At 62.4% G+C, this 26,999-nt stretch carries 20 protein-coding genes and 2 pseudogenes; 11 read left to right on the forward strand and 11 right to left on the reverse strand.

Annotation, left to right across the window (positions count from 1 at the left end; all coding sequences use genetic code 11):
* Nucleotides 1–113: 113 nt before the first annotated feature.
* The 4 genes and pseudogenes from HMPREF2914_RS33115 to HMPREF2914_RS06840 all read left to right on the forward strand — a co-directional run.
* Nucleotides 114–881: pseudogene (locus tag HMPREF2914_RS33115) on the forward strand (PAS domain-containing protein); the annotation flags it as partial.
* Between the two features lie 183 nt (nt 882–1,064).
* Nucleotides 1,065–1,409 (forward strand): annotated as a pseudogene (locus HMPREF2914_RS33120) (methyl-accepting chemotaxis protein); the annotation flags it as partial.
* A gap of 417 nt (nt 1,410–1,826) precedes the next feature.
* The gene (locus tag HMPREF2914_RS06835) at nt 1,827–2,207 is read left to right on the forward strand and encodes a DUF4354 family protein (protein WP_003114920.1); all 381 of its coding nucleotides are present in this window, start codon (nt 1,827–1,829) and stop codon (nt 2,205–2,207) included.
* Between the two features lie 702 nt (nt 2,208–2,909).
* Nucleotides 2,910–3,785 carry a M48 family metalloprotease gene (locus tag HMPREF2914_RS06840; RefSeq protein WP_023980447.1) on the forward strand — a complete coding sequence of 292 codons (876 nt, stop codon included), beginning with the start codon at nt 2,910–2,912 and terminating at the stop codon, nt 3,783–3,785.
* A gap of 364 nt (nt 3,786–4,149) precedes the next feature.
* Here the strand turns inward: HMPREF2914_RS06840 and HMPREF2914_RS06845 are convergent, their stop codons facing one another.
* The 7 genes from HMPREF2914_RS06845 to HMPREF2914_RS06870 all read right to left on the reverse strand — a co-directional run bounded on the left by HMPREF2914_RS06845 (nt 4,150) and on the right by HMPREF2914_RS06870 (nt 14,107).
* Nucleotides 4,150–6,528 (reverse strand): AAA family ATPase, encoded by a 2,379-nt coding sequence (locus tag HMPREF2914_RS06845; RefSeq protein ID WP_023091910.1) that lies wholly within the window; start codon nt 6,526–6,528, stop codon nt 4,150–4,152.
* The gene (locus HMPREF2914_RS06850) at nt 6,525–7,238 is read right to left on the reverse strand and encodes an ABC-three component system middle component 1 (protein WP_023091909.1); all 714 of its coding nucleotides are present in this window, start codon (nt 7,236–7,238) and stop codon (nt 6,525–6,527) included. Before HMPREF2914_RS06850 ends, HMPREF2914_RS06845 begins: the two co-directional genes overlap by 4 nt.
* Nucleotides 7,238–8,671, reverse strand: coding sequence for an ABC-three component system protein (locus HMPREF2914_RS06855; RefSeq protein WP_023091908.1), 1,434 nt, complete (start codon nt 8,669–8,671; stop codon nt 7,238–7,240). The genes HMPREF2914_RS06850 and HMPREF2914_RS06855 overlap by 1 nt, the downstream gene beginning before the upstream one ends.
* Nucleotides 8,672–9,193: 522 nt before the next feature.
* Entirely contained in the window at nt 9,194–10,333 is a 1,140-nt protein-coding gene (locus HMPREF2914_RS06860) for a catalase family protein (RefSeq protein ID WP_015503056.1), read from the reverse strand.
* Between the two features lie 178 nt (nt 10,334–10,511).
* Entirely contained in the window at nt 10,512–12,407 is a 1,896-nt protein-coding gene (locus tag HMPREF2914_RS06865) for a di-heme-cytochrome C peroxidase (protein ID WP_023091907.1), read from the reverse strand.
* 310 nt (nt 12,408–12,717) lie between these two features.
* Nucleotides 12,718–12,852, reverse strand: a complete 135-nt coding sequence (locus HMPREF2914_RS32915; RefSeq protein ID WP_003088290.1) for a hypothetical protein — start codon at nt 12,850–12,852, stop codon at nt 12,718–12,720.
* A 157-nt stretch (nt 12,853–13,009) separates the two neighbouring features.
* Nucleotides 13,010–14,107 (reverse strand): GNAT family N-acetyltransferase/peptidase C39 family protein, encoded by a 1,098-nt coding sequence (locus HMPREF2914_RS06870; RefSeq protein ID WP_003088292.1) that lies wholly within the window; start codon nt 14,105–14,107, stop codon nt 13,010–13,012.
* A gap of 190 nt (nt 14,108–14,297) precedes the next feature.
* On the opposite strand from HMPREF2914_RS06870, the gene HMPREF2914_RS06875 reads away from it, so the two are divergent.
* The 7 genes from HMPREF2914_RS06875 to rbsK all read left to right on the forward strand — a co-directional run bounded on the left by HMPREF2914_RS06875 (nt 14,298) and on the right by rbsK (nt 23,000).
* The gene (locus HMPREF2914_RS06875) at nt 14,298–15,785 is read left to right on the forward strand and encodes a RimK family protein (RefSeq protein WP_023091906.1); all 1,488 of its coding nucleotides are present in this window, start codon (nt 14,298–14,300) and stop codon (nt 15,783–15,785) included.
* 135 nt (nt 15,786–15,920) lie between these two features.
* Nucleotides 15,921–17,249 carry a sigma-54 dependent transcriptional regulator gene (locus tag HMPREF2914_RS06880; protein ID WP_003111270.1) on the forward strand — a complete coding sequence of 443 codons (1,329 nt, stop codon included), beginning with the start codon at nt 15,921–15,923 and terminating at the stop codon, nt 17,247–17,249.
* A 218-nt stretch (nt 17,250–17,467) separates the two neighbouring features.
* A complete protein-coding gene (locus HMPREF2914_RS06885; protein WP_003088297.1) occupies nt 17,468–18,427 on the forward strand; it encodes a sugar ABC transporter substrate-binding protein in 960 nt (319 codons plus the stop codon).
* A gap of 21 nt (nt 18,428–18,448) precedes the next feature.
* Nucleotides 18,449–19,981: a sugar ABC transporter ATP-binding protein gene (locus tag HMPREF2914_RS06890; RefSeq protein WP_023091905.1), complete on the forward strand. Its 1,533-nt coding sequence runs from the start codon at nt 18,449–18,451 to the stop codon at nt 19,979–19,981.
* A 23-nt stretch (nt 19,982–20,004) separates the two neighbouring features.
* Nucleotides 20,005–21,003: an ABC transporter permease gene (locus HMPREF2914_RS06895; protein WP_003088303.1), complete on the forward strand. Its 999-nt coding sequence runs from the start codon at nt 20,005–20,007 to the stop codon at nt 21,001–21,003.
* 3 nt (nt 21,004–21,006) lie between these two features.
* Nucleotides 21,007–22,020: a LacI family DNA-binding transcriptional regulator gene (locus HMPREF2914_RS06900; RefSeq protein WP_003119158.1), complete on the forward strand. Its 1,014-nt coding sequence runs from the start codon at nt 21,007–21,009 to the stop codon at nt 22,018–22,020.
* A 53-nt stretch (nt 22,021–22,073) separates the two neighbouring features.
* A complete protein-coding gene (gene rbsK / locus HMPREF2914_RS06905; RefSeq protein ID WP_003088307.1) occupies nt 22,074–23,000 on the forward strand; it encodes a ribokinase in 927 nt (308 codons plus the stop codon).
* Nucleotides 23,001–23,133: 133 nt separating this feature from the next.
* On the opposite strand, the gene HMPREF2914_RS06910 is transcribed toward rbsK, so the two are convergent.
* The 4 genes from HMPREF2914_RS06910 to HMPREF2914_RS06925 form a co-directional block, all read right to left on the reverse strand.
* The gene (locus tag HMPREF2914_RS06910) at nt 23,134–24,399 is read right to left on the reverse strand and encodes a transporter (RefSeq protein WP_023091904.1); all 1,266 of its coding nucleotides are present in this window, start codon (nt 24,397–24,399) and stop codon (nt 23,134–23,136) included.
* A gap of 60 nt (nt 24,400–24,459) precedes the next feature.
* Nucleotides 24,460–25,212: a hypothetical protein gene (locus HMPREF2914_RS06915; RefSeq protein WP_023091903.1), complete on the reverse strand. Its 753-nt coding sequence runs from the start codon at nt 25,210–25,212 to the stop codon at nt 24,460–24,462.
* 13 nt (nt 25,213–25,225) lie between these two features.
* Nucleotides 25,226–25,906 carry a C39 family peptidase gene (locus tag HMPREF2914_RS06920; RefSeq protein WP_023091902.1) on the reverse strand — a complete coding sequence of 227 codons (681 nt, stop codon included), beginning with the start codon at nt 25,904–25,906 and terminating at the stop codon, nt 25,226–25,228.
* A 61-nt stretch (nt 25,907–25,967) separates the two neighbouring features.
* Nucleotides 25,968–26,990: a hypothetical protein gene (locus HMPREF2914_RS06925; RefSeq protein WP_015503053.1), complete on the reverse strand. Its 1,023-nt coding sequence runs from the start codon at nt 26,988–26,990 to the stop codon at nt 25,968–25,970.
* Nucleotides 26,991–26,999 lie beyond the last annotated feature (9 nt).

The following is a 26,999-nucleotide window of genomic DNA, read 5'->3' on the forward strand; positions in this document are numbered from 1 at the left end:
AGCGCCGAGGAAAGTTGCCGGGCCCGATCTACACTGGCGTATAGCGGCAGGACGACTATCTCCGGTTCTCCACTCCCTCGCGATGGACAGGTGCCATCAAGGAGTCGTGCGCGATGCTCTTCGGCAGAAAAAGCAGGGCGGTCGAAAGCGCCGCCAAGGATGAAGATGTAGCGTGGCGACTCGAGGCCATCGGGCAGAACGTCGCCACCATCCGATTCACTCCCGATGGCCAGATACTGTCCGCCAACCCGCTGTTCCTCGCGGCGGTCGGCTATTCGGCGGACGAACTGGTCGGCAAGCACCACCGGATCTTCTGCGAAGAGGACTACCAGGCCTCTGCCGCCTACGTGCGCTTCTGGAAGGAACTGGCCAGCGGCACGCCCCAGCGCGGTGTGTTCAAGCGCCTGCGACGCGACGGGTCGCCGATCTGGCTGGAGGCCACCTATTTCCCGGTGAAGAATGCCGAAGGGGCGGTCGTCGAGGTGCTGAAGATCGCCGCCGACGTGACCCGCAACCATTCCGAACTGCTCCTGCTCAACGCGATCAACGACTCCATACGCCAGTCCATGGCCGTCATCGAGTTCACCCCGGACGGCGAGATACTCGATGCCAACGAAAACTTCCTGCGTCTCTTCGGCTACAGCCTCAAGTCGCTCAAGGGCCAGCACCACCGCATGCTCTGCTTCGACGAGTTCTATCGGGAGAACCCGGATTTCTGGGCCCGGTTGCGGCACGGCGAATTCTCCCGCGGGCATTTCGAGCGCCGCACAGCCGCCGGTGAGCGGGTACATATCGAAGCCACCTACAACCCGGTCAAGGACGGTTCGGGGCGGATAATCAAGGTCATCAAGTTCGCCATCGACGTTACCGAACAGGTCAATCGCAACGAGGAAGTACGGCGCGCCGCCGAGCTGTCGTTCTCCACCGCGGAAGAGACCGCGCAGATTTCCACCCGCGGCATCGACTCCCTCGACCAGTCCGTCGCCCTGTCGGCCAAGACCCTGTCGATGGTCAACACCGCCGTCGGCCTGATTTCCCAGCTCACCCACCAGACCAAGGACATCGAGAACATCGTCACCACCATCCAGAGTGTCGCCGAACAGACCAACCTGCTGGCCCTCAACGCCGCCATCGAGGCGGCTCGCGCCGGCGACATGGGGCGCGGCTTCGCGGTGGTCGCCGACGAGGTGCGGCAACTGGCGGCGCGCACCAGCGGCGCCACGGTGGAGATCAAGAACGTGGTCACCGAGAACGTCAAGCTGACCCAGCAGATCAACCACAACATGCAGACCATCGAGTCCAGCGCCCAGGAGAACAACAACCAGATCACCACCGTGGCCGGCATCATGCAGGAGATCAGCAAGGGCGCCGAGCACGTGGCGCGGGTGGTGTCGAGCCTGTTCAAGTGAGGCGCAACCGGGACGGCGCCCGGTCGTGACTCTCCCACAAGGTGGCGAGCGCAGACTCCGCTCGCCACCCGCAGCGGAGTCGAACGCGACATGCCACCGAAGAACGTCCGCCTGATCCTCGGCCATCCCTCCGGCGACAGCTTCTGCGCCGCCAGCGCCTTGGCCGAGCGCCTGGCCTTCGGTTGCAAGCGTTCGAGGACAGCCTGGCGGGCGCGAGGATCGTGTGGGGCCGAAGACCGGCGCTCCGCGTAGCGAGCGGTTTTCGCCTGGAAGCACGGTTGCGGGAAAAGTTCCGCTGGAAACCCTCCGACTTGCAGAACACGAGGCGCCCCGCATTCCTTGGCACTGCGCTTGATCGCGGCGAAAAGACCCACGGAAAATCACCGGGTCGTTCAGTCTTTGCCAAAGGAAATCAGTATGAAGAACGCAATGGCCCTGACCCTGGCCGGCCTGCTGGCCGCTCCTTCCCTCGGCTTCGCCGCCGCGCCGGACGCAGTGATGGTCTTCGCCCGCCAGGGCGACAAGGGCAGCGTATCCGTCGGCGACAAGCACTTCCGCACCCAGGCCTTCAAGGTCCGCCTGGTGAATGCGGCGAAGAGCGAGATCAGCCTGAAGAACAGCTGCCTGGTGGCGCAGTCCGCCGCCGGCCAGTCCTTCAGGCTGGATACCGTGGACGAGGAACTCACCGCCGATACCCTCAAGCCGGGCGCCTCCGTCGAAGGCGACGCGATCTTCGCTTCCGAAGACGACGCGGTGTACGGCGCATCGCTGGTCAGGCTGAGCGACCGGTGCAAGTAGGCGACTAGCCGTTGCGCAGCGAAAGCCGCAGGGCAGCCTCGGCGGCTGTCGGGTGCGAGGAAACGGCTTTCGAAGGTTTCGGCGCGAATCTGAAATCATTCAGGGCGCGTTTCCGGTGCTTCTGGTTGCCTGGGCTGGGGGCCGAATTCCAGATTCCCGGAGCTAGGGGAGGGTAGACATCGCTCCAGGCTGCGCCCGAGCGAGGCGCTCGACCCACAAGGCACGCCCGGCGCCCTTTCCCGCGTGCGGGAGAGGGTTGGGGCGAGGGCCAGCAGCACAATACCCGCCAACACCAGATTCCAAAAAACGAATCCGCACTACTCAAGCCGCAGCTATTGCGGTTAGCAGTGGGGGAGATTGTGGTTCTGCGGGTGGCAATAATAGATGTGCCGACCAGGTATGGGAGAGGCTATGGCTTGGGGAGGGAACGGCTGTATACGGCCAGAAGCGGACATCCACGCCAAAGTCATGGAGACAGCCCAAGCCTGATTGAATCTTGTGAGCAAGAAACGCCTCGCGCTCGCCATGGAGCGCCGCAACGTGGGTTGCAACTCCTCTGGGGAACCGCATTCATTTTAGCTGACTCGCAGTAATGATTCCGCCTAAGCAGACCCCCGCCAAGGAAGCATCTTCAAACCTCAACATGTACGGGAATCGATTTTGATACTATTAGATTGGGGAAATAAGTAATGGATCGAAGAAGTGCTAAAGGGAAGAGACGTAATTGACGCATTCAAGTCTGACATAGAGGGATTCTTCTACCCGACGGCAGGCTTTGTGATGAATATCTCTGTGCAAGGCACGCGCACAGCATATAGAGGCAGTGCAGACAGTGGACGCATCCTGATCAGCACTGACCTCGCGGAATGTGAGGTCGACAGCCTAGAGAGGATGATGTTCATACTCCTGGTTCTGGGCCACGAGACAGCACACCTACTCAACGTGCATGGCGGGTTTCGAGATGAGTCCAACCAAGACACCAAGGCTCTTGAAGTATGGGCAGACTTCTTCGGCACTAAGGTAGCCATGGTGGCAATGACGATTGGCGACAAGATACAAGACATGGTGACCGGGTTACCCGGCGGGAAGGAGACGGGTGCGCGCGTGGAGGCGATTGGCGCGGCAATCGGCCTATTAGGAAAGACGTATTTCGAGACCGGAAGTACCCGATATGAGCCCGCACCTGTTCGTGTGGCGACTTGTGTTGCGGGCGTCATGTCTGCACTGGACACGTTTTGGTCGTTGAATGGTATCCCCCGCAACGTAGGGCGTTCGATGTCGCTGCAACTGCGGCTGTATCAGTCGCCCGCAATGCGCTTGGTGCTCAGCAAAGTGGGAGAAGTGGAAGGCGCGGGCGTTCCTGAGCGCGGTCAGTTCTCGACCATTCGACGAATTCATCAGCACATCCAGAGCGACAGAGCCTCCATAACAGTGGGCATGCTTCCTATCCCATCGGCTTGGCTGCACACTAACTATGAGGGAAGCGAGCAGGAGCGCATGGCGGAAGCAGAACGGCAGCGGGATAAGCTGAAGGAAGAGCTCGCAAAGCTTGGGCTGGCTCTGCCTGAGGGCTGGTAAGAACGCTACTGGTCGAAAGCCTTGATTTATCGTATAGAGGACTATCCTTTTGATGCCGTTCGACATTAGCGCCGCAGGATCCAGTCAGTAGGTCAACGTATAGCCAGATCGCGCGGTCGCGTCAGAGACCGGCACACATTCCAGCCGACACGCATGTGGATAACCGCTTTGGGTCGGGGCTGACAGTCGTGAAAGGCTGGAGTCGACCCAAAGCGACCGGTTGCGAGAAGCAAGAAAGCTAAAAGCGGACGCTCTGTGCCATTATTAGACCGAACGTGGCCGATAGAAATCGCACCGAAAGTGCCGATCAAATAGAATAGAAGCTTAAGCAACTTGATCGCCTAACCACTCTGTCGGGCGGGAATTAGCTGGCGCTTTCCGATCTGTAGAGATATTTGTTGCTTGGAACGTACTCTTTCCTTTGCATAAGGTTGATGATTTTGACGTTCTCGCTGTGCTTCAAATACTTGTAGGTGAAGTACCTAGCTACTTTGTCCTCATGCGTGGACAGGATGATCTGCTTCTCGCTGAAGTCGTTACGCAGCACCTCGACCAGAGAGGCCATGTTAATGTCGTCCATAGTCTGGACAGGGTCATCGATGAGAATGCTAGAAAACTTAGTAGAGTAGACCCGATGCAGTGCCAGAGTCAAAGCGATGACTACAGCGGAAATCTGCCCGGAGCTCATGGTGTTGAGAATATCGTGGTCGCTTTCCCAGTTGGAAACGAGGCGCACGTTCTTCAGCTCATCTTCACCCGTTGGGTCTTTGATGAATATGCCATGGCCAAGCCCAGCCTGATGGGTCTGGAGGATCTTACCGGAGTAAATGTAGAAGGGAATCTCGATGTCGGTGATCAGCTTTTTCCGGTACTGCCGGATCTGAGTCCGAACTATTGTTATGAGCTCACCCACGTCTGATGCAGCACGCTCTAAATTTTCATACTGTTTCAGCAGCTTGGCGAGCTCTTCGGATATCTCCTTCAGCGAGTTGAAATAGAGGCTCTTGATGTAGATCTCTTTCTTATCTAGCAGGTCGATGCTCACCAGAGCCAACTTGTCCTGTTCGCCGTTGAAATAATCCCTATAAATTCTTTCAAATACATTGGCGCCGTTGGCTTCGTAATAGCCCTCTGGTGCTGCACCGATTGCCGAGCGTATCCGCTCACATAAGTTTCCGGTCGCCTCGGCAATGTAGTTATATCCGCCTTGAACCGGAAACGTCGTTGCAAGCAAGTCATCATGCTCAATGCGTTCCGACAGTAGCCATTTTCTGAGCTTCTCAAAGCGCTCTTTTGCAGCTAGCGCTTTAGATAGTGCGAGTAAGTCCTCTTGGGTGGAAGCCGCCGTCCGCTCGAGATAAGTGGCACAGGTCTGGAGCAAGGGAGAGAGATGAATCGTGTTGAAAGAATCCCTCGCCGCCACCAGTTGCCGATCCTGCCCTGAGAGTTGTGAGCGAATTAGATGGCCATGCTGAGCAATGGCGTGAGCCAGCGCATCATGAGTCTTATAGTCGTGCCCGCAAAGCAAGCAGGCAGCCTCGTTTGGCACCTTCTGAAGTCCGGCAGACATGGCATCGTGGTGATTGAGGAGCTCGGAGTAAATGGAGCTCAAACCACTCGCTTTGTTCTCCTCTTCGATGAGTGTTTGGAGGGCAGTTTCAAATGCGGCGCTGCTTCCGAGGGTCAAGGCTTGGAAGATGGTCTCAAAGCTATTAATGGTGCGAATTAGTTTCGAGTCACCACTTTTAAGCGTCGTATAGGACTGCCGGATTAATTGATACGTGCTGCTCCTAGTGATGTGCAGATCATGATCATTTATCGAATTATAGTAACCAATATAGAGTTCAAGCACCTCTCGCTGGAGAGCGGCATTTTCAAATCGGCGGCTTCTTACGAAAAAGTGCTGATGCGCAAGAAGACTCTTAGTGTAGTTGATCTCTACCAAGGAGCTGTTAAGTTTCTCCTGATTTAACTCCGAAATCGTAATTGCGTCCCAGAAGGGACTCTTATTGGCCTTGGCTAGCCATGGGAAAGCATAAACGTGTGGCTCGATGTCTCCGGCTGCGATGCTGGTATTATCATCGATTTTATACAGATATTTAATGCTCTCGATCCGCGACGTGACGCTTCTTTTGGAAGCTGCAACCTTGCGAGAAATATCTGCTAGCTTACTAAGTCGCTCATCTGCTTCCCGCGTATTGCCAAACAGTTGTGCAAGCTCTTCAGCCCTTTGGGTTTCGTTGTTCGTCTTCAGGAACCTAGCGGTTTCTTCTTGCTGCACGTAATGAAATAGCAAGAAGTCTCGCGGGAAGTTCTGGCTATCAAAGTATTGCTCCAGTGCATTCTGGTGCGTTGGGAAGGATTTCCCATCTATGATTTCGTTGAGCTCCCAAAGCTCTGCGAATCTAGAGATTCTCTTGGATATATTGGGAATTTGAGTCTTTAGTTTTCTTTGAAATATTTTTAGCTTAGAGTCTTTATTTTTGAATTCCAGAATGATCTCAACGTTTTCTGCGCCGTTATGCGCAACAACTATGTCGGCTGGGTTTTGACGGTTCTCAAGAGAAATAAGACGAGTGATATTTCCTGTAAGGCCTAGCTCAATAGCATCGAAGACTGATGTCTTTCCATATCCATTTGGCCCATCAAGCAGAACGAGATTGCTGTCCTCAAAGCTGATGGTGTATGGCTCGCCACCAAATATTTTGAAGTTCTTGAGTGTGATTTTGTTGAGGTGGATCATGCCAAGCCTCCCCAAATTTTCGCGACTTGATGATGGATATTATCATCAGTCCATTCTGCCTCAGATTCCATCAATTGACTGTAGATCGAAGATTGATGTGGGCTGAGAGAGTTCTCGATCTCGCTACTCAAGTTGGTGAGTTGCTGTTCCTGCGGGCTGTAAGTAATAAATGGCAACTTGAGTGCAGTCTTTAGTGTGAGCGAATAGTAGCCTTTACTGTTCGGGTGATTGCCCTTAAATGCCAGAAAGTTTCTTCCGCCTTCTGAATTGATTATCTCATTTATGGCGTCATTGGTTATTTTCTTTATCCCGCCCTCTGAGAGGTGGGCTTTTAGAGTTGCGAGGTCCCCTGGGGTGTAGGTGATAACGTTCTTCTTAAAATTATACTGATCTTCTTCGAGGGCAAGTATTGTTTGCCTGCTGATCCCTTCCTCTTCGTGGCAGATAAGCATGGTGCAGTTCTTCTCGAAGGGCCGGTCTACTTTTCCCGAGTTGCTGATTGCCTCGAATAGCTCTTGCGCTTTCTCTTCTAGTATCTTCTGTGCCGCTGCGTCGGATTGCGTTTGGAGCTGTATAGTGACGAAGTACTCTTCCCGCTTGCTTCTCTCGGATGGGCAGAAAAGGTAGATGGAGTCATTATCGAGAGAAGTCTCCATGTCGACCTGTTTATAACCATTGCTGGATAAGATGTTATTGATGATACTTATCATTATGCCAATTCATCCTTCGCAGTCGCTATAGGGACTAGGGTTATAAAATTCAAGACTTCGTCTCTTTTAGAGCGGGGGTCTGCGTTTTCTGGTTTCGGAGCCTCTGTATGCACCATCAATGTGGGCGAGAATGAGTGAGATTCCAAACCGCCGTATATAAGATTTTCAACTTCGAATAGTATCTCGCTCATGCTCGGATTGTCTATGATTTTTCTTTTTGTCTGGCTAACCCGTGCTGCATTTGTAATGGTGGTTGGTAGGTAATGCTGATGCGGCGGCGTTGTTGTGCGATACGTAAACTTATACTTGACCTCGTTATGCGAGGCGCGCTGAAAGTTGATGGCGTGTAGAGCTTTTATAAGCACATGTCGAATGCCTTCTAGGTTTGTTGCAAAGGCATTTTCCGTGTTGTTAGTATGATCAAGATAAATTTGAGGCGAGAAGCCTCGATAGTGCGACCATAGATCCGTGGCGCTTAAGCCTAGTAGAAGTTTTTTTGCTTCTTTTAGATTGCACTGTTCGCCTTGGCCTGGATCTGCATAGTCGTCTTGGTCGCCCATGTATTCATCGATCAAATAGGCAAATTTTTCTTTAAATTTACAGGCTAGGTATTCTTTGCCAATATCTTCATGGTCGACGTCAAGGGCTCGAACTATCTCCTCAAAGGTTATTGGGATTTTCGTGCCTTGCTGTTTGGTCTTGTGCCGATGGATGATGTATTGGTCGATCATCCCTAGGAAACAGTGGAAGATTTTTTCCAGATGCTCAGATGTGACAATGGTCTCTCTGATAGTCAGTGCGTTAGAGATTTCCGACTTTATCTTGGTGTTGATGTTGTCTAGGCTGCAGAACCTGTTGCCATCGTCATATTGATAAGAATCAAGTCTGGCTAGAGCGTTATTTTTGCCATTCAGGATCGAGTCTAAATGCGCGTATAACTGATCTGCGGTCTTACCCTTGAAGGCGGCCCTTAATCTGGCTGCTTGCTTAGGAATACTTGTTTCATTGGAAACGGCCTTTTCGAGCACCGTACTCCCAATCTTGGGATTTGTATTTTGGTACTGAGCGAGAATGGTGTTCAGGTCATCTCTTATCGATGTTGTCAGGTTCTGAAAGCCAGGCTTGGGGTTTATTAACTTCCAAGTGTGGATTAGCCCGGTAACGCCTGGTTGCTTGCATAGTTCCAGGATAATCCCGAACAGAGCATCGGAGTAGTCACTGTAAGTGCTAGAGTTATATGCTTTGACTTGATGGAAAGAGACGGGATCTCCATCGTGCTGGATCTCGAAGTCCTCAGTGGACTCAAGCATCAAGCTGTAACTCGACAGATCTGCGCCTACAGGCTTTGCGTTTATCAGCCTTAGGGCGTAGTAGAGAGCGACCTTACCTTGGTAATTGAAGCCGCTCCAAGAAGGAGACGCATCGAAAGCCATCAGAAAACTCCAGCACTACATTGCAACGAAATGCGCGTACGGGAAGAACGACAGCGAGGTCTCGCCCTCTCTGTTACGCACTTACCAATACTAGACGAAATCACATGGCAGAGTGCCATTTTTCATAAGGTTTGTTTCGTTCGCTACGTGCGTTTAGGTGCTTGCCGGTTCTAGTTGCAGTTCGGGCTGTGCGCATCCAAGCTTTCCAACAGGTTGTTGCAGTCTTTTAGATGGCCAGTAAACAGGTGTCTCGCCCCGGGCTAATCTTCAGGCCTCCTCTTCAGCAGCAGCTTCGAACTTCACAGCGCTGGCCTGTACTGTTCGGGCGGAGCGCTGATGTCCAGAGATAATCCCGGCGAGAGTTGCCCCCGCTTTAAACCCTTAATGACGGCTTCAGATCTGGAGCAACCATAGGCGAGCGACAGCTACTGGCCGTTTTCTGCCAGTCCAGATTGACGAAATCAATACCCATGATAGACACCCATGAGAGACGCCATACGCAGCTACCTTCCACCCAACCCCTCACCCATTCCTCCCCAACCTATACCCACTGACCGCCTCGTAAACCGCCTTCCGCAACCGGTTGATCCCGCCGATCGGCCGATGCTCCGGCAGCGCGTGCCAGGGGTTGAACGAGAGGTTGTCACAGAACAGGTTCTGTTCCCGGCTATCGAAATCCTGAGCTGGCACAATGATGTCGGCTATGGTAGCGAAGGGCGCGTCCGACTCCTTCCATTCGACGCTGGTGTCTTCGATGGGCATGTACTTGCCCGGGTCCTGGCGCTGCACCTGGAAGGCGTAGCAGGCGGGGGTGCGGTCGATGGACAGTTGCTGGTACAGGGCGGCGCGGAGGAAGTTGGGCAGGTCCTGGTTCTGCTTCGGTAGCTGGTAGGCCGGGCACTTCTCCGGGGCGGGGACGACGCGGAACTTGATGTTGTGTTCGCCCAGCTTGTACGGCGAGATGCCGTTGTAGCCGGCGTGCAGCGGGCTGTCCGGGGCGGGGGCGAGGGTGCGCAGGGCGATCAGCAGGTGGCGCAGTTCCCAACTGGTGGGGTTCCAGTTGGGGAAGAAGGCCAGGGCTTTCTTGCCGTCGGCCTGGGCGGCGAAGTTCTGCCGGTATTCGGCGATGTCGCGGATGAAGAACACCGGCTGGTTGAACATGACGAAGTCCTGCTCGCCGTCATGGCCGCGGCCGGGCAGGAGTTTTTCGCCGGGCACGTCGAGCAGCTTGATGGCCATGCCGCGCGCGTCGTTCTTGCTGTCGAACTGCGGGTAGGCGTTGCCGTTGGAGAAGCGTACCCAGGCGTTCCAGCTCTTGCCCGCTTCGGCGAACACGCCGCGACGCAGGGTCGGGTCGAGGTCGGCGCGTACCTTGAACTCGGCCTTCACGCAGCCGTGGGCCTTGGCGTGGGCATCGCGCAGGACGCGGGTGTTGTCGCGGTGCTGTTCGACCACGCGGATGGCGTCCTGGATGATCGCCTGGGTGATGCGGGCTTCGTCCGGGGCGATCTGCTCTTCCGCGGACACCGGGCCGGAGAATTTCCAGGCGTAGTAGAGGCTGCCGATGGCCCAGCCGCCGAGGCCGACGGCCAGCAGCAGGAGGAGCAGGCGGCCGAGCCATTTGCCGAGGAACAGCCAGGCGTGGGTGAGGAGTGCGCGCATGGAGTGGGTGTCCTTGGTGGTGTGCGTTGGCTGTGGGCTTTTATTCTTCTTGGGCGGGGAGTGCGCCACGATTGCTTCTCCCCGTCCTCTGGCTAGGCGTCCCCCCTGAAGGGAGAGGGGCTGCTCGGGGTGGAGAGGGGCGGCGGCGCCATGCCTCGCGCTTCTCCATTTCCCAGGTTCAGCGTTGCGCGGTCCGTTGCTCCGGCGCCGGGCATTTCGGGCCGGGCGTCCAGGGTGGGGTCTGGGCCGGGACCAGGCGGCGCTCGAATTCGGGGTTGCCGAGCACCTTCAGGTATTCCACCAGCGCCCAGCGTTCTTCCGGGCTGAGGGCGCGGCCGATCACGCCGTTCTGCCGGCAGCCGTCGCGGAATTCGTGGCCGCTGTTGCGGTTGCCGGTGAGACGGGTGTCGAGGAGGAAGCCGCCGGGGAATTTCTCGGTGCGGAATCCAACGAATTTCGGATCGAATTCGAAGGTGCCGACGTAGAACTGCGGCGAGCGTTCGGCGGCCGGGGAGAGCAGTTGGAACAGGTTGGGCACCGAGCCGTTGTGCAGGAACGGCGGGGTCGCCCAGACGCCGTCCAGCGGGCGGGCCTTGTAGGCGCGCAGTTCCTGTACGCCGATCGGTAGGTCGAAGCCGTTCATGGTCTTCTGCTGTTCCGGCGGGATGCCGGCGTCCCGGTAGGCGCGCTGCTCGACGAAGGCGGTGATGTAGGCCAGGCCCTTGGCCGAGGACAGTTGCGAGAGGTCGAGTTGCTGCGGATCGGCGCCGATCAGCTGGACGTTCATCCGCGCCAGTTCGTCGACGCTCCAGCCGAGCTTGCGCAGGTCGTAGCGGTGGTCGGCGATGTTGTCGGCGGTGGTCGGGTCGGTGCCGATCACCTCGGTCGGCACCATGTGCATGCGCCACTCGGGATTGCGTCCGGGGGCGGTGTATTCCGCCGGTTGCACCTTGGGTGCATGGCAGAAGGCGCAGTTGGCTTCGAACAGGGCGCGGCCCTGGGAGGCGCGTTGCAGGTCGATGCGGCCGAAGAGGTCTTCCGGCCAGGTCGGCGGTTTCAGCTGTTGCAGGGTTTCTTCCAGGGCGTGCAGGTCGTGCAGGCGTACGCTGGAGGCGTAGCGCTGCTCGCCCCGCAGCGGCTGGCCGTGCTCGTCGAAGATCTGCAGGCGCGCGCCGACGCCGAGGGCCTCGCCGATGTTGCGCGCCATCGGCTGCATGGCCGAGCCGTTCCATTGCACCCAGTCGAATTTCCAGATGTCCCAGACCTGCGGATAGCTCACCGGGGCGTTGGCGACGCGGTAGTTGCTCGGGTCGATGGCATCGCCGAAGACGCTGTTGGCGATGCGCCCGAAAGCGTCGGTGCGGCCGGGGCCTTCCTCGGTGGGGTAGAGGTGGCGGCGGGTGTCGTTCCAGGCGGTGCGCAGGAGGGTGTCGAGTACGGCCTTGAAGTCGGCGCGCAGTTGCGACTTGTCCTGTTCGTAGCGTTCGCCGAGGACTTTCCTGGCGAAGCGGTTGAACTTGAACGGGTTGTAGTAGGTGGCGGCCATGCTCGCGCCGAGCGCCTGGCCGAAGGCGCCGCCGCGCAGGGTCGGCACGGTGGCGGCGATGGAGTGCATGGCGGCGCCGCCGTCGATGCGCAGCGACTTGCCCTGGTAGCGCAGTTCGCCGGTGTGGCAGGCGGCGCAGGTGATGTCCAGGTAGCGGGTGCCGGTCTTCTCGTCGCGGTGCTGGCTGAAGCCCACCGGCAGGTTGCCGGGGTTGAGGTCGCTGGCCTTCTGCTGCGGATCGACGAGGAAGCCGAAGCGGGCGAGGTATTCGGGGGCGGCGAAGGGTTCTTCGGAGAAGGGCAGTTCGAGGGCGGTGAACCAGTCGTAGTGCAGGCCTTTCACCAGGGTGCCCTGGGGCGTGTAGTAGAAGCGCTGGCGGGCCTCGTCCTTCCATTGCGGCAGGTAGCGTACCTCGCTCGGCGCCTGGTAGTGGGGCAGGTTGGGATTGGCGACGTAGTAGACCACCACCCCGACGACCGCCAGCACGATCACGCCGACAACCAGCAGAGCCTTTTTCACGGTGCGCATCAGGAACGTCCTTGTAGGCCTTTTTTTGGCACCGTTATGCCAAGGCGTTGGCATATTGGCAAGCTGCTATCAGCTTTTTTGACAAGGTTTTCTTGACAGCGAACGGGTGAAACGTTTGCGCAGGCCTCGCCTGGCGATGTTGGCGACGAAAGCTCGGTATTTCACCGGAGAAAGGTGGACGCCGGAGCGTCGTGGAACGGCAGGGCGAGGCGCCGGTGGCCTGCCGGTCAGAGACCGGAGAAGGCCAGCCAGGCGATGATTGCGGCGTAGAGCATCCAGGTGGGATCGGTACGGCGGTCGAGCAGGGCTTTCATTTCTTCGCCTCCGCGCTCCAGAAACCCTGGGCGTTGCGGAAGGGCTGGCGGGCCAGTTGTTCCAGGCGGGTGATGCCGTCGGCGCGCATGGCATTGATCAGGGCCGAGAAGGATTTGGCGGAGTAGCTCATGGTGTCGTCTCCAGTTCCGTTCTGGTTATTCGGGGATCTGGCGACTATGTAAACATCGGCGTTGGCGAATGAAAAATGGATAGTCTCACTAGCCACTATCGATGGAATTGATTGATAGGCGAGAACATCTCCCCGCCGCAGGGCGGGGCGATGCGGATCATTCCGGGTTGAACAGGATCACCGCCGCGCGCAGCTTGCTGCGGCCGAAGCGGCTCATCTTGTCGAACTCGGCGTGGCTTACCGGGATGTGCTGGCAGTCCAGCGGCTGGCGGTGCTGGCTGTGGTCGACGTCGGGATCGTGGAGGTAGACGAAGTCCTCGTCGTAGTGGGTGACCAGCACCCAGTGCGGGGCCTTGGAGCGGGTCAGGCGGTAGCTGCTGATCAGCACCAGCGGCTGGCCGCCCCTGGCCAGCTGGCGCGGGATGTCGAGCCTGGCCGAGCGCTTCTGCTCGACGCCCGAGGCGTCCAGTTCCTCGCAGAAGTCCTCGTGGACCAGGCGCATCACCGCCTTCTTGTCTTCGTTGCGTACGCCGTCGAGGAACAGCGGGCCGCTGGCGGACAGCACCAGCTTGACCCGGAAGCCGCGCCGCCAGGCGGCCAGCGCCAGGCCCTGGGGGCTACAGCCGCCGTGTCCGGCGGTCATGTAGATGGTGGTCGCCTCGCGCCACAGGCGCAGTTCCTCGCGGCGGGTCAACTGGCGCTCCGGTTGCAGCGCGCCCATGGCCATCAGCAGGCAGGCCGGACCGCAGGTGAAATCGGTGGTCTGCCGGTAGAAGGGCACGTGGCGGCGCTGGTCGTGGCCGGGGTTGCGGATGCGTTTCTCGAAGCGCAGCGCTTCGCTGTGGTCCTCGTAGTAGTCGCGCACGGTGGCGAAGGGACGGTAGCCGTTGCGCTCGTAGAGGGCGATGGCGCCACGGTTGTCCGGGCGCACTTCCAGGCGCATGTAGGCGCGGTCGTTGTCCCGCGCGGCCTGCTCGGCGGCTTCCAGCAGCTTCTGGCCGAGGCCGATGCCGCGGGCGCGCGGGTCGATGGCGATGGAGTAGAGGCGGGCCAGCGAGGTGCCTTCGTGGAACAGCACCAGGGCGTAGCCGAGCACGCCGCCGTCGCCCTCGGCTACCGTCAGGCTGGCGTGGGCGCGGGTGAGCATCCACTGGAAGTTGCGGCGGGACAGGCGATCATAGTCGAAGCAGCGGTTTTCCAGCTCGACCAGGGCGGACAGGTCGTCCGCGCCGGCCGGGCGGAGGGTCAGGTTCATAGCGGTCTCCACGGCTGCGGGCGGGAACTTCCGCGCGGGCGTGCTGTAATGGGTGCTGTACGCTTCGGTTTGCTGGCAGGCGCCATAGAGCGGTTTCGCAAGGGACTCCCGCCGAGTATTGGCCGGGATGCGTGCGCCGGCAAGCCGGTTCCGAATGCGCCGTGGTTTCGCTGTCCCCCCGGGAGGTGTCGTGAGCAAGCTGTTCATCATCGTGGAACGCCAGGAAGACTGGACGTCCTATTACCCCAGCGAGGATGTGGTCACTGCCCAGGAATACCTGGAATTGCCCATCGACGACGACACCGGCAAGCGGGTCCAGGTGATCAACCTGTGCCGGCACTACAAGTACCTGCGCCATGGCTACTACTGCTCGCTGCTCGCCGAGGCGCGCGGGCACAAGGTGATCCCCTCGGTGCGGACGATCAGCGAGCTGGCCAGGAAGTCGCTGTACAGCCTGGTCCTGGAAGACCTCGACCGCACCCTGGACAAGGCCTTGGCCGCGCACCCCTACGGCAGCACCGATGGTTTCACCCTGACCCTGTATTTCGGCCGTACCGACATCGAGCCGCTGCAGGACCTGGCGCGACAGTTGTTCGAGGCGTTTCCCTGCCCGTTGCTGCTGGTGGAGTTCAAGCGCAACCGCACCTGGCACATCGAGGGCATCAAGCCCGGCGCCATCCACAAGCTGCGCGAGGATCAGGAGGACCTCTTCGCCAACGCCCTGGACAGCTTCAGCCGGCAGATCTGGCGCAAGCCGCGTTCGCGCAAGCCGTTCCGCTACGACCTGGCGATCCTCCACGACCCCGGCGAGGCGTTCCCGCCGTCCGATGCCAAAGCGCTGAAGAACTTCGTGCGGGTCGGCCGCAGCCTCGGCATCGACGTCGACCTGATCGAGCGTAAGGACTATTCGCGGATCGCCGAGTACGACGCGCTGTTCATCCGCGAGACCACCAATGTCGCCGACCACACCTACCGTTTCGCCAAGAAGGCCGAGAGCGAAGGGTTGGTGGTGATGGACGACCCGGTGTCGATCCTGCGCTGCACCAACAAGGTGTACCTGGCCGATCTGCTGCGCAGCCACAAGCTGGGCATGCCGGCCACGGAGATTCTCTACAAGGAGAACCCCCAGGAACTGGAGAAGGTCGGCGAGCGCCTGGGCTTCCCGCTGGTGCTGAAGATTCCCGACGGCAGCTTCTCGCGCGGGGTGATCAAGGTGGAGGACCAGGAGCAGTTGCTGGCGGCCAGCGCCGAGCTGTTCGAGCGCTCGGTGCTGATCCTTGCCCAGGAGTTCTTCTATACCGAGTACGACTGGCGTATAGGCGTGCTCAACCGCAAGCCGATCTTCGCCTGCCAGTACTTCATGTCCAAGGGCCACTGGCAGATCTACGACCACAGCCCGGACGCCGAGGAGGTCAGCGGCGATTTCCGCACCATGCCCGTGCACGAGGCGCCGCGCAAGGTGGTGGAGCTGGCGGTGAAGACCGCCAACCTGATCGGCGACGGCCTCTACGGGGTAGACCTGAAGCAGGCCGGCGACAAGGTGGTGGTGATCGAGGTGAACGACAACCCGAACATCGACTGCGGGGTGGAGGATGTCTACCTCGGCGACGACCTCTACAAGCTGGTCCTGGAGGAGTTCGTCCGGCGCCTGGAAGTCAAGCGTCGCGGCTACGACTGATAAGACGATTTCGGCATTGGCGATATAAACAAAGATTCACTTTCGCGCGTCAAAAAATTGCTAGATTTTCCTTTCAGAGCGCCAACATGCCGTTTTTATGACGGTTCAAAGAATTGGCGCCGCAAAGGAGCACACATGTTAGATGCATCGAACCTCCGCCGTCTGCTGGTGGTGGACCCGTGCGACGATTGCCGGCGCCTGTTGCCGGGCCTTCGCGAGGCGGGTTGGGCAGTGGACAGCTGCGCGCTGGAAACGGCGCGCGAACGCGCTTGCGACGTCGGCCTGCTGCGCCTGCGGCCGTTCCACCTGGAGCGGCCGGAGACGGTGAAGGACCTGATCAGCCGCAGCGGCACCGAGTGGATCGCCGTGCTCAGCCCGGACACCTTGCCGCTGAATGGCGTCGGCGATTTCGTCTGCGAATGGTTCTTCGACTTCCATACCTTGCCGTTCGACATGGCGCGGGTGCAGGTGACCCTCGGCCGCGCCTTTGGCATGGCCCGCCTGCGCGGGCGCGGCACGGTGCCCGGCGATGCCGAGGGCGAGCACGAACTGCTCGGCGAGAGCCTGGCCGTACGCGACCTGCGCCGGCTGCTGGCGAAGCTGGCGCCGACCGACTCGCCGGTACTGATCCGTGGCGAGAGCGGCACCGGCAAGGAACTGGTCGCGCGTACCCTGCACCGGCAGTCGCGGCGCGCGGACAAGCCGTTCGTCGCGATCAACTGCGGGGCGATTCCCGAGCACCTGATCCAGTCCGAGCTGTTCGGCCACGAGAAGGGCGCCTTCACCGGCGCGCACCAGCGCAAGGTCGGACGGATCGAGGCGGCCGACGGCGGCACTCTGTTCCTCGACGAGATCGGCGACCTGCCGCTGGAGTTGCAGGCCAACCTGTTGCGCTTTCTCCAGGAACAGCAGATCGAGCGGGTCGGCGGTAACCGGCCGGTCGAGGTGGACGTGCGGGTGCTGGCGGCGACCCATGTCGACCTGGAGGCGGCGATCGACGCCGGGACCTTCCGCGAGGACCTCTACTACCGGCTCAATGTCCTGCAGGTCGGCACCGCGCCGTTGCGCGAACGGAGCGAGGACCTGCCGCTGCTGGCCAATCATTTCTCCCGGCTCTACAGCCTGGAGACCGGCCGCCGCCCGCGCCGCTTCAGCGAGGACGCGCTGGCGGCGATGGCGATGCACGCCTGGCCGGGCAACGTCCGCGAACTGGCCAACCGGGTGCGTCGCGGGTTGGTCCTGGCGGAGGGGCGGCAGATCGAGGCCCAGGACCTCGGCCTGGAATGCGCGCGCGGCGACGGCCCGCCGTTGTCCAGCCTGGAGGTCTACAAGCTCTGCGCCGAGCGCCAGGCGATGTGCGACGCGCTGGCCCGCTACGGCGACAACCTCAGCGTGGCCGCGCGGATGCTCGGGGTGTCGCGGCCGACCTTCTACCGCCTGTTGCACAAGCACCGGTTGCGCTGAGCGGGCGGCGGGAGATGTGCCGGCCAAGCAAAATATCCTGCGTTTCCCAGCCGTAGCGAACTAGAATCCAACCGATCCCGACCGGTTCGCGACAGTTGCTCATGGCGATTGACAGAATCTGTCAGATCGACGCATATTCACCTAACGCAAACGTTTGCGTCTGGATAATCTCCTGGAAAAGCCTCAATACAACGATAAGAAAAGCTGGAGGATACACCATGAAGCGGGTCGCTTCCCGGCGCCTGTTGGCTGCCGTTGTGCTGACTGCCTGTTCCTCGTTCCTGCCCCTGTCCGCCGTCCACGCGGAAACTCCCGAGAAGCCCAGGATCGCGCTGGTGATGAAGTCGCTGGCGAACGAGTTCTTCCTGACCATGGAGGACGGCGCCAAGGCCTACCAGAAGGAGCATGCCGACCGGTTCGAACTGGTTTCCAACGGCATCAAGGACGAGACCGATACCTCCAGCCAGATCCGCATCGTCGAGCAGATGATCGTTTCCGGGGTCGACGCACTGGTGATCGCGCCGGCCGATTCCAAGGCGCTGGTGCCGGTGGTGAAGAAAGCGCTGGACGCCGGCATCGTGGTGGTCAACATCGACAACCGCTTCGACCCGCAGGTGCTGCAGGCGAAGAAGATCGGCGTGCCCTTCGTCGGTCCCGACAACCGCAAGGGCGCGCGGCTGGTCGGCGAGTACCTGGCGAAGCGACTGAAGGCCGGCGACGAGGTCGGCATCATCGAAGGGGTCTCCACGACCACCAATGCCCAGCAGCGCACCGCCGGCTTCAGGGATGCGATGGACGCGGCGGGGATGAAGATCGTCTCCTTGCAGTCGGGCAACTGGGAAATCGAGAAGGGCAACGCGGTGGCTTCGGCGATGCTCAACGAGCATCCGGACCTCAAGGCGCTGCTCGCCGGCAACGACAGCATGGCCCTCGGCGCGGTATCGGCGGTGCGCGCGGCGGGCCGCGCCGGGCAGGTGAAGGTGGTCGGCTACGACAATATCCAGGCGATCAAGCCGATGCTCAAGGATGGCCGGGTGCTGGCCACTGCCGACCAGTTCGCCGCGAAGCAGGCGGTGTTCGGTATCCAGACCGCGCTCAAGCTGCTCGCCGGGCAAACCCCGGAACATGAGAAGGACGGCGTGGTCGAGACGCCTGTCGAGTTGGTGACCGCGCCCTGAGCCGTCAGATGGAGCCTTCCCATGTCTAGCGACGCATTGCCGCTGCTGAGCATCCGCGGGGTCGGCAAGACCTACGCGCAGCCGGTGCTGGCGGAGATCGACCTGCAACTGTTCGGCGGCGAGGTGCTGGCCCTGACCGGCGAGAACGGCGCCGGCAAGAGCACCCTGTCGAAGATCGTCGGCGGCCTGGAGCGTCCCGGCGTCGGCAGCCTGGAACTCCTCGGCCGGCCCTACGCCCCCGGCAGCCGCCGCGAGGCCGAGGCGCTGGGCGTGCGCATGGTGATGCAGGAACTGAACCTGCTGCCGACCCTGTCGGTGGCGGAGAACCTGTTCCTCCACGACCTGCCCCGGCGCGCCGGCTGGATCGACCGTCGGCGCCTGCGCGCGGCGGCCCGCGAGGCGATGGCCCAGGTCGGCCTGGAGGCGATCGATCCCGACACGCTGGTCGGCGACCTCGGCATCGGCCACCAGCAGATGGTCGAGATCGCCCGCAACCTGATCGGCGACTGCCGCTTGCTGATCCTCGACGAACCCACGGCGATGCTTACCGCGCGCGAAGTGGACATGCTCTTCGAGCAGGTCGAGCGGCTGCGCGAACGCGGCGTGGCGATCGTCTACATCTCCCATCGCCTGGAAGAGCTGGCGCGGATTTCGCAGCGCATCGCGGTGTTGCGCGATGGCCGCCTGGTCTGCGTCGAGCCGATCGAGCGCTACGACGCCGACCAACTGGTGACCCTGATGGTCGGCCGCGACCTGGGCGAGCGCTTCGACCTGGGCCCACGGCAGACCGGTGCGCCGCTGCTGCGGGTGGAGCGGCTGAGCCGGCGCGGCAAGGTGCATGAGGTGTCGTTCGAGGTGCGCGCGGGGGAGATCTTCGGCATTTCCGGACTGATCGGCTCCGGGCGCACCGAATTGTTGCGCCTGATCTACGGCGCCGACCGCGCCGACGGTGGGCAGGTCCTGCTCGGCGATCCGCCGCAGCGCCTGAGCCTGCGTTCGCCGGCCGACTCGGTGCGCCAGGGGGTGGCGCTGATCACCGAGGACCGCAAGGGCGAGGGCCTGCTGCTGGACCAGTCGATCAGCGCCAACCTGGCCCTGGGCAACCTGCCGGCGCTGGCGCGCCACGGGGTGATCGACCGGCGCCGCGAGGAGGCCCTGGCGCGGCGCCAGGTGGAGGCGCTGCGGGTGCGCTGCGCGGACACCGCGCAGGCGGTGGGCGAACTGTCCGGCGGCAACCAGCAGAAGGTGGTGATCGGCCGCTGGCTGGAACGCGACTGCCAGGTGCTGCTGTTCGACGAGCCGACCCGGGGCATCGACGTCGGCGCGAAGTTCGACATCTATGCCTTGCTCGCCGAACTGACCCGCCGGGGCAAGGCGCTGGTGGTGGTGTCCAGCGACCTGCGCGAGCTGATGCTGATCTGCGATCGCATCGGCGTGCTCTCGGCGGGACGTATGGTGGACACCTTCGAGCGCGATGCCTGGACCCAGGACGCGCTGCTGGCGGCGGCCTTCGCCGGTTACAAGAAACGCGACGCGCTGCTGGCGACGTCGTGAACACGCAACGCAAGGAACCAGAAATGAGCGACCCGACGTCTTCCGCTACCGCCGCCGCAGCGCCAACCCTGCGACGCGGCAACTATTTCGGCCTGGGCACCTACCTCGGCCTGGCCGGCGCGCTGCTGGCGATGATCGCGCTGTTCTCGGCGCTGAGCAGCCACTTCCTCAGCTATGGCACCTTCCTCGCCATCGCCAACCAGATCCCCGACCTGGTGGTGCTGGCGGTGGGCATGACCTTCATTCTGATCGTCGGCGGCATCGATCTCTCGGTAGGTTCGGTGCTGGCCCTGGCGGCCTCGGCGGTAAGCCTGGCGACGCTCGGCTGGGGCTGGGGCGTGCTGCCGGCGGCGATGCTCGGGATGGCCTGCGCGACCCTGGCCGGCTGCGTCACCGGCTCGATCACGGTGGCCTGGCGGATTCCCTCGTTCATCGTGTCCCTCGGGGTGCTGGAGATGGCCCGTGGGCTGGCCTACCAGATGACCGACTCGCGCACGGCCTATATCGGCGACGCCTATGCCTGGCTGTCCAATCCGCTGGCGTTCGGCATCTCGCCGGCCTTCGTGATCGCCCTGCTGGTGATGTTCGCCGCCCAGGCGGTGCTCACCCGCACGGTGTTCGGCCGCTACCTGATCGGCATCGGCACCAACGAAGAAGCGGTGCGATTGGCCGGTGTGAACCCGAAACCCTATAAGATTGCAGTATTCGCCCTGATGGGGCTGCTCGCCGGGTTGGCCGCGCTGTTCCAGATCTCGCGTCTGGAAGCGGCCGATCCCAACGCCGGGGTCGGCCTGGAACTCCAGGTCATCGCCGCGGTGGTGATCGGCGGCACCAGCCTGATGGGCGGGCGAGGTTCGGTGGTCAGCACCTTCTTCGGCGTGCTGATCATTTCCGTATTGGCGGCGGGGCTGGCGCAGATCGGTGCGTCGGAGCCGACCAAACGAATCATTACCGGGGCGGTGATCGTGGTAGCGGTGGTGCTGGATACCTACCGCAGCCATCGCGCCCGCAGACAGGGCTGAACGATGGCGACAATGAAGGACGTGGCGGCGATGGCGGGGGTTTCCTTCACCACCGTATCGCATGTGGTGAACAGGACGCGGCCGGTCAGCGACGCGGTGCGCAAGAAGGTCGAGGACGCCATCGCGCAGCTGCACTACGTGCCCAGCGCGGTGGCGCGCTCGCTGAAGGTGCGCACCACCTCGATCATCGGCCTGCTGGTGCCGAACAGTACCAACCCGTATTTCGCCGAGCTGTCGCGGGGCATCGAGGATTGCTGCGAGCGCAACGGCTACTGCGTGATCCTCTGCAACTCCGACGACAACCCGCAGAAGCAGGCCAACTACCTGCGCGTGCTCCAGGAGAAACGCATCGACGGCCTGGTCCTGGCGTCCGCCGGCGGCGACGGCGCGCTGGCCAAGGGACTGGCGAACATGCGCACGCCGACCGTGATCGTCGACCGCGAGGTGGAAGGCGTGGAAGCCGACCGGGTGCAGATCGACCATGAGATGGGCGCCTACCTGGCGACCCGCCACCTGCTCGAACTGGGCCATCGCGACATCGCCTGCATCGGCGGGCCGCTGTCGACCAAGGTCTCGACGCTGCGGGTCGAGGGCTACCGGCGGGCGATGGCCAAGGCCGGCCTGGAGGTGCGCCCGCAGTGGCTGCTGGAAAGCGAGTTCAGCAGCCCCGGCGGCTACCACGCGGCGCTCGGCCTGCTGGGCGGCGAGGGCGAGCGACCGACGGCGATCGTCGCCGGCAACGACATGATCGGCATCGGCGTGCTGCGCGCCGCGGCGGAGCTGAATATCAGGGTGCCGCACGAACTGTCGGTGATCGGCTTCGACGATATCGAGCTGAGCCGCTTCGTGTTTCCCGCCTTGACCACCGTGGGCCAGTCGATCCGCCTGCTTGGCGAGATCGCCGCGCAACTGCTGCTGCAACGCATCGCCGAGCGCGAGGAGCCGATGCAGCGGCGGGTGGTGGCGCCGGCGCTGGTCCTGCGCGAATCCACCGCGCCGCCGCTGGTGCGGGTCTGAACCGGGCGCCGGGGGCGCCCTCGCTAGAGAGAGGCTGGAACAAGGACGCAACGATGCAAGCGAAAGTACTGGTGGTGGGCAGCCTGAACATGGACCTGGTGGTGCGCGCGCCGCGCCTGCCACGGGGCGGCGAGACCCTCGCCGGGCAGTCCTTCACCACCATTCCCGGCGGCAAGGGCGCCAACCAGGCGGTCGCCGCGGCGCGTCTCGGCGCTGGGGTGGCGATGATCGGCTGCCTTGGCGACGATGCCTACGGCGACCAGTTGTACCGCGCGCTGCAGGCCGAGGGCATCGACTGCCAGGGCGTCGAGCGGGTGGCCGGGGAGTCCAGCGGGGTGGCGCTGATCGTGGTCGACGACAGCAGCCAGAACGCCATCGTCATCGTCGCCGGCGGCAACGGCCACCTGTCGCCGGCCGTGCTGGCGCGCCACGAACACTTGCTGGAGCAGGCGCAGGTGGTGGTCTGCCAGCTGGAAAGCCCGCTGGAGACGGTTGGCCATGTGCTGCGCCGGGCCCATGCGCTGGGCAAGACGGTGATCCTCAACCCGGCGCCGGCCACCCGCGACGTGCCGGCGGACTGGCTGCCGCTGGTGGACTACCTGGTCCCCAATGAGACCGAAAGCGAACTGCTCTGCCGCCTGCCGGTGGACTCCCTGGAGAGCGCCGGACGTGCCGCCGAGCGCCTGCGCGAAATGGGCGCCGGCAGGGTGATCGTCACCCTCGGCGCCCAGGGCGCCCTGCTGGTGGGCGAGGGGCGGGTCGAGCATTTCCCGGTGGCGCGGGTCAAGGCGCTGGATACCACGGCGGCCGGCGACACCTTCGTCGGCGGCTTCGCCGCGGCGCTTGCGCGCGGCCTCGACGAGGCGGCGGCGATCCGCTTCGGCCAGGCCGCCGCGGCGATCTCGGTGACCCGCCTCGGCGCGCAGACCTCGATCCCCTCGCGCGAGGAAGTCGAGCGGGCGCTCGCTGGCGAGGCTTGAGAGGGACGGTGCCGTTGCTACCGGCGGATAACGCCTGCGGCGTTATCCGCCCTGCGCAGCTAGGCGAGGATCGCTCCCAGGCTCACGCATCCCTTCGAGGGGTAAGGCATGCCCAGGCTCGAACGGTGGCCCCTCAGAAGTAGTAGGGGAATTTCACGCCGAAGGTGAAGTCCGGCGCGTCCGGAGTGATGCCGATGGACAGGCTGGGCACGATGCTGAACCTGTTGCTCACCGCATAGGTCATGCCCAGGCCGAAGTAGCCGGCGTTGGCGTCGCTGCCGCTGACGGTCTGCCAGCTTTGGCCGTCCTGCTTGACCTTGCTCTTCTGGCTGATCAGTTCGGAGAAGGAGAACGACATGCTCATCTTCTCGTTCAGCGCGAAGGCCACGCCGACGCCGAGTTGGAACCAGTTGCCGAGCTTGACCTTGCCGCCGGTCTTCACGCCTTGCTGCGGGTTGATGTCGTCGAACGACTCTTCGAAGTTGTAGGTATACGACAGGCTGCCGAACAGCACCGCCGGGTCCACCGTCTTCACCAGCGAGATGCCCGGGGTGATCGACCAGACGCCGTTGCCGGTGGGCAGGTCGTCGGGCACGTTGAGGTTGTTGTTGCCCGGTACCTGCTTCAGCTTGATGCCGTAGGGATCCTTGCCGGTGGGCGCCTTGACCCGCAGGCTGACCACCGCGTCCGGGGTGCTCTCGCTTTCGTCGAGGAACTTGTAGGCGACGCCGAAGCTGACGTCGCCCAGGCGTGGGTCGCCGGTCACCGATTTCTCGGTGATCTGCGAGGTCGAGCCGCCGGCGCCGGCGGACTGGTAGGTCGATTCGCGATAGACCACCGGGGCGTTGATATCCACCTGCCAGCGCTGGTTCCAGTTGTAGCGGCCGGTCAGGTCGAGGGTCCAGATGTCGGCATCGATCTGGTCCACGCCGATGTTGCCGAGGAAGATCGAGTCCAGCGCCAGGAAGCCGTTGAGGAACAACTGGCGGGTGTCGTAGTGGCTGTAGGTGAGGCCGGTCTCCAGGCTGAAGGTGCCGCCGCCGAAGAAGCCGCTGGCGTCCTGGTAGATGTTTTCCACGCTGGGCGCGGGCGCGCCATCGTCCTTGAGGCTGGCGCCGTAGGTGCCGGCGACCGCGTTGGCGTCGTTGCGCGCCTGCGCCGGCGGCTGGATCGACTTGACCAGGCGTTGCGGCTGCGGCGCCTGGGGTTGCGCCTCGACCTGGCGCACGCGCTGTTCGAGGACCATCAGGGCGTTCTGCTGGGCCTCGTAGCGTTGGCGCAGCTCCAGGAGTTCCTTCTTCAGCGCCTCGACCTCGGACTCCGTCGCGGCCTGCGCCAGGAGCGGGGAAACCAGGGTGGTGGCGCAGAGGACAGCTCGCAGCGAGAGTGTCTGGGTCATGTTTGCCGTTCCGTTTTTATGGCCTTCCGATAGCACAGTGATTTCAGACTAGATCAACTTTCAGTAGCCGCTGGGGCGCAGCGCGCGCAATTGCTCCCAGGCGCAATTCAGTGCCGGATCGGCGCCCGGCCGGTCCTTGAGCATCACCTCGAGCGCCGCCAGGTTCTGCACCAGGTTGCGGTTTCCGCTGAGCGCCACGCTCTGCACCAGGCCGCCGGCGCCGAGGCTTTGCAGGCTGGCGCCCTGGCCGCTGGCCTGGATCGCCAGTTGCAGGGCGCCGCCGTTCGGCGTGACCTTCACCGTCCCGGCCTCGCCGCTGAGGGCGAGCGCACCTTCCAGCGGCGTGCCGCCCGGCAGTGGCGGCGGCGCCTCGCCGTGGCGGACCTCGATGCTGACGCCATTGCTGGCGCTGTTGTGGTCGCCGGCGGTGCGGATGCTCTGGCTGACCCCCTGGGTCTGCGCCAGTCCGGCGCCGCCGAGGACCTGGCCGTTGCCGGCGACGGGTGGCGGGGCGTCGCCTGGCCGATCGACCAGGGTGACGTTGAGGACCGGGCGCGCCAGGTTCTGCCGCACCTGCAGGTCGACGCGTGCGCCGAGGACCTGGCCGCTGGCGTTCTGCCAGGTGCTGCTCATGGTCACCCCGAAGCTGACGATCCGCCCCGGCAGCACGTAGCGCCCGCGCAACTGGGAAAGCTCCTGGTCGCTCAGTTCGGCGGGGGAGAAGAGGTCGCTGGCGGGGGCGGGCAGCGCAGCGCCCAGGCAGCAGGCGAGGACGAAGCAGTGGTGCGGGTACATGGCGTGCTCCCGGAGCATCCGGCTCCTGCGATCAGAAGAAATCGCTCTGGATGAAGCCGAACTCCATCAGTTCGGCGTCCCTGACCGGTTTGAAGCGGTCCAGGCGATTGCGCGCGGTCAGCGGTTCGGGCGGCGTCAGCAGCGGATTGCCGCGGTCGTATCCCTGGCCGATCACGGCGAAGACGATGCCGTTCCAGCCCTTGGCGAACTCTGTCAGCGCGTAGCGTTTGTGCCCCAGCGCCGGGTCACCCACGTACACGTACTCGCCCTGGGTGCGTTGCAGGACGACGAAGTGCTTGTAGCCGCGGATTTCCATCAGCACGATGGCGGGGATCTTCAGTTGTTCCAGTTGCGCCGCCTCGATCCGGTAGCCGCGCGCGCGCATGCCCATGGATTCGACGTAGCGCTTCATGTCGAGCATGGAGAAGCCCTGGGTGCGGACGATCTCCGGGTCGGCGTGGGCGAGCATGCCCTGGATCACCGCCTGCTCGTCGAGCGGGGCGCCGTAGGCCTTCTCCAGGATGGTCGCGAGGGCCGCGGCGCCGCAGCTGAAATCGGTCTTCTGCTCGACCAGGTCGGCGAAGCGCCGCTCGCGGATGCTCTGCACCTGCTTGTAGACCAGGCCGCCGCCGGGCAGGGCGGGAAAGCCGAGGGTCGCCGCCTGGACGGTGAGGTCGACGAGCAGCAGCAGGGAAAGGATGAGCGTGCGCATGGCCGGTTCCTGTGTCGGATGGAAAAGGGTTCCGGCTGGCGCCGGAACCCCTGGGCCAGGATCAGAAGCCAAGGCTCTCGCCACCGGCCGGGCAGCTGCTGCAACCGGCGGCGATGGACAGGGAGTTGCTCTGCTGGTTGCCGCCACCGGCGGCGATGTTCACCCCGACGTTGCCCGAGACGTTCTGCAACGAGTTGCTCAGGCTGGCGTTGTTGGTGACCGGGGTCTTGAAGCCGACGATCGCCGGGATGAAGCCGGACACCGTGCCTTTCAGGTCGACGTCGCCCTTTTCCTTGAAGGCGAACGCGCCGCCGTCGTGGTTCAGGTCCTTGGCGCCCTGGGCCTGGCTGTCCACGTCGATGTGGCCGGTATTGCTGCCGCCCGGATGGGTCTGGCCTTCCCAGGTGTCGAGGTAGACGTTGCCGATCTGGTCGGAGGTGCCCTTGTAGCTGCCGTCGGCGTTCAGCTTCAGCGACACGTAGGTGCCGCCATAGGCGTAGTTGGCGCTGTTGACGGTGGTGTTGCCGGTGGAGGTCTGCGACGCGGCGCTACCGGCAGTGCTGTACTGGCCGTTGGAGACGGCGGCGGCCAGGTCGTTCTTCTGCTGGTTGAAGTTGCCGGCGGCGACGTTCACGCCCAGGTTGCCCGAGACGTTGTTGGCCGAGTTGCTCAGCGATGCGGTGTTGGGGTTGGAGTAGTTGTTCAGCGTATTGCCGTAGCCGCTCTGCAGCACGCTGGTGCTGGCGGTCGCGGTGCCGAACACGAAGCTGGCGTCGGCGCTGGCCAGCGCGGCGGCGTTGGCCTGCTGGTTGTTGTCGCCGGCGGCGACGTTGACCCCGACGTTGCCCGAGGCATCCTTGATCGAGCCGCTCACCGAGGCATTGTTCACCGTGCCGAAGTTGCTGACCTTGTTGCTGTAGTTCTGCTGCGTATCCACCACCAGGGCCGTGGCTCCGCCCTTGTTGTTCGACTGCGGGTTGGGTTTCGGCGGGTGCCAGCCACCTTCGTTTCCGGCGTAGGCCGATACCGACAGCACTGCAGCCATTGCCAGGGCCAGCGGGGTCAGGACCATAGTCGCTTTCATGGCGTTTCT

Source organism: Pseudomonas sp. HMSC067G02, from assembly GCF_001813485.1.
Lineage (GTDB): Bacteria > Pseudomonadota > Gammaproteobacteria > Pseudomonadales > Pseudomonadaceae > Pseudomonas > Pseudomonas aeruginosa.

Coding starts and splice junctions, on each gene's coding strand:
- HMPREF2914_RS06835 (WP_003114920.1), top strand. CDS start 1,827: ATGAAGAACGCAATGGCCCTGACCCTGGCCGGCCTGCTGGCCGCTCCT.
- HMPREF2914_RS06845 (WP_023091910.1), bottom strand. CDS start 6,528: ATGATCCACCTCAACAAAATCACACTCAAGAACTTCAAAATATTTGGT.
- HMPREF2914_RS06850 (WP_023091909.1), bottom strand. CDS start 7,238: ATGATAAGTATCATCAATAACATCTTATCCAGCAATGGTTATAAACAG.
- HMPREF2914_RS06855 (WP_023091908.1), bottom strand. CDS start 8,671: ATGGCTTTCGATGCGTCTCCTTCTTGGAGCGGCTTCAATTACCAAGGT.
- HMPREF2914_RS06860 (WP_015503056.1), bottom strand. CDS start 10,333: ATGCGCGCACTCCTCACCCACGCCTGGCTGTTCCTCGGCAAATGGCTC.
- HMPREF2914_RS06865 (WP_023091907.1), bottom strand. CDS start 12,407: ATGCGCACCGTGAAAAAGGCTCTGCTGGTTGTCGGCGTGATCGTGCTG.
- HMPREF2914_RS32915 (WP_003088290.1), bottom strand. CDS start 12,852: ATGAGCTACTCCGCCAAATCCTTCTCGGCCCTGATCAATGCCATGCGC.
- HMPREF2914_RS06870 (WP_003088292.1), bottom strand. CDS start 14,107: ATGAACCTGACCCTCCGCCCGGCCGGCGCGGACGACCTGTCCGCCCTG.
- HMPREF2914_RS06880 (WP_003111270.1), top strand. CDS start 15,921: ATGTTAGATGCATCGAACCTCCGCCGTCTGCTGGTGGTGGACCCGTGC.
- HMPREF2914_RS06885 (WP_003088297.1), top strand. CDS start 17,468: ATGAAGCGGGTCGCTTCCCGGCGCCTGTTGGCTGCCGTTGTGCTGACT.
- HMPREF2914_RS06890 (WP_023091905.1), top strand. CDS start 18,449: ATGTCTAGCGACGCATTGCCGCTGCTGAGCATCCGCGGGGTCGGCAAG.
- HMPREF2914_RS06895 (WP_003088303.1), top strand. CDS start 20,005: ATGAGCGACCCGACGTCTTCCGCTACCGCCGCCGCAGCGCCAACCCTG.
- HMPREF2914_RS06900 (WP_003119158.1), top strand. CDS start 21,007: ATGGCGACAATGAAGGACGTGGCGGCGATGGCGGGGGTTTCCTTCACC.
- rbsK (WP_003088307.1), top strand. CDS start 22,074: ATGCAAGCGAAAGTACTGGTGGTGGGCAGCCTGAACATGGACCTGGTG.
- HMPREF2914_RS06910 (WP_023091904.1), bottom strand. CDS start 24,399: ATGACCCAGACACTCTCGCTGCGAGCTGTCCTCTGCGCCACCACCCTG.
- HMPREF2914_RS06915 (WP_023091903.1), bottom strand. CDS start 25,212: ATGCTCCGGGAGCACGCCATGTACCCGCACCACTGCTTCGTCCTCGCC.
- HMPREF2914_RS06920 (WP_023091902.1), bottom strand. CDS start 25,906: ATGCGCACGCTCATCCTTTCCCTGCTGCTGCTCGTCGACCTCACCGTC.
- HMPREF2914_RS06925 (WP_015503053.1), bottom strand. CDS start 26,990: ATGAAAGCGACTATGGTCCTGACCCCGCTGGCCCTGGCAATGGCTGCA.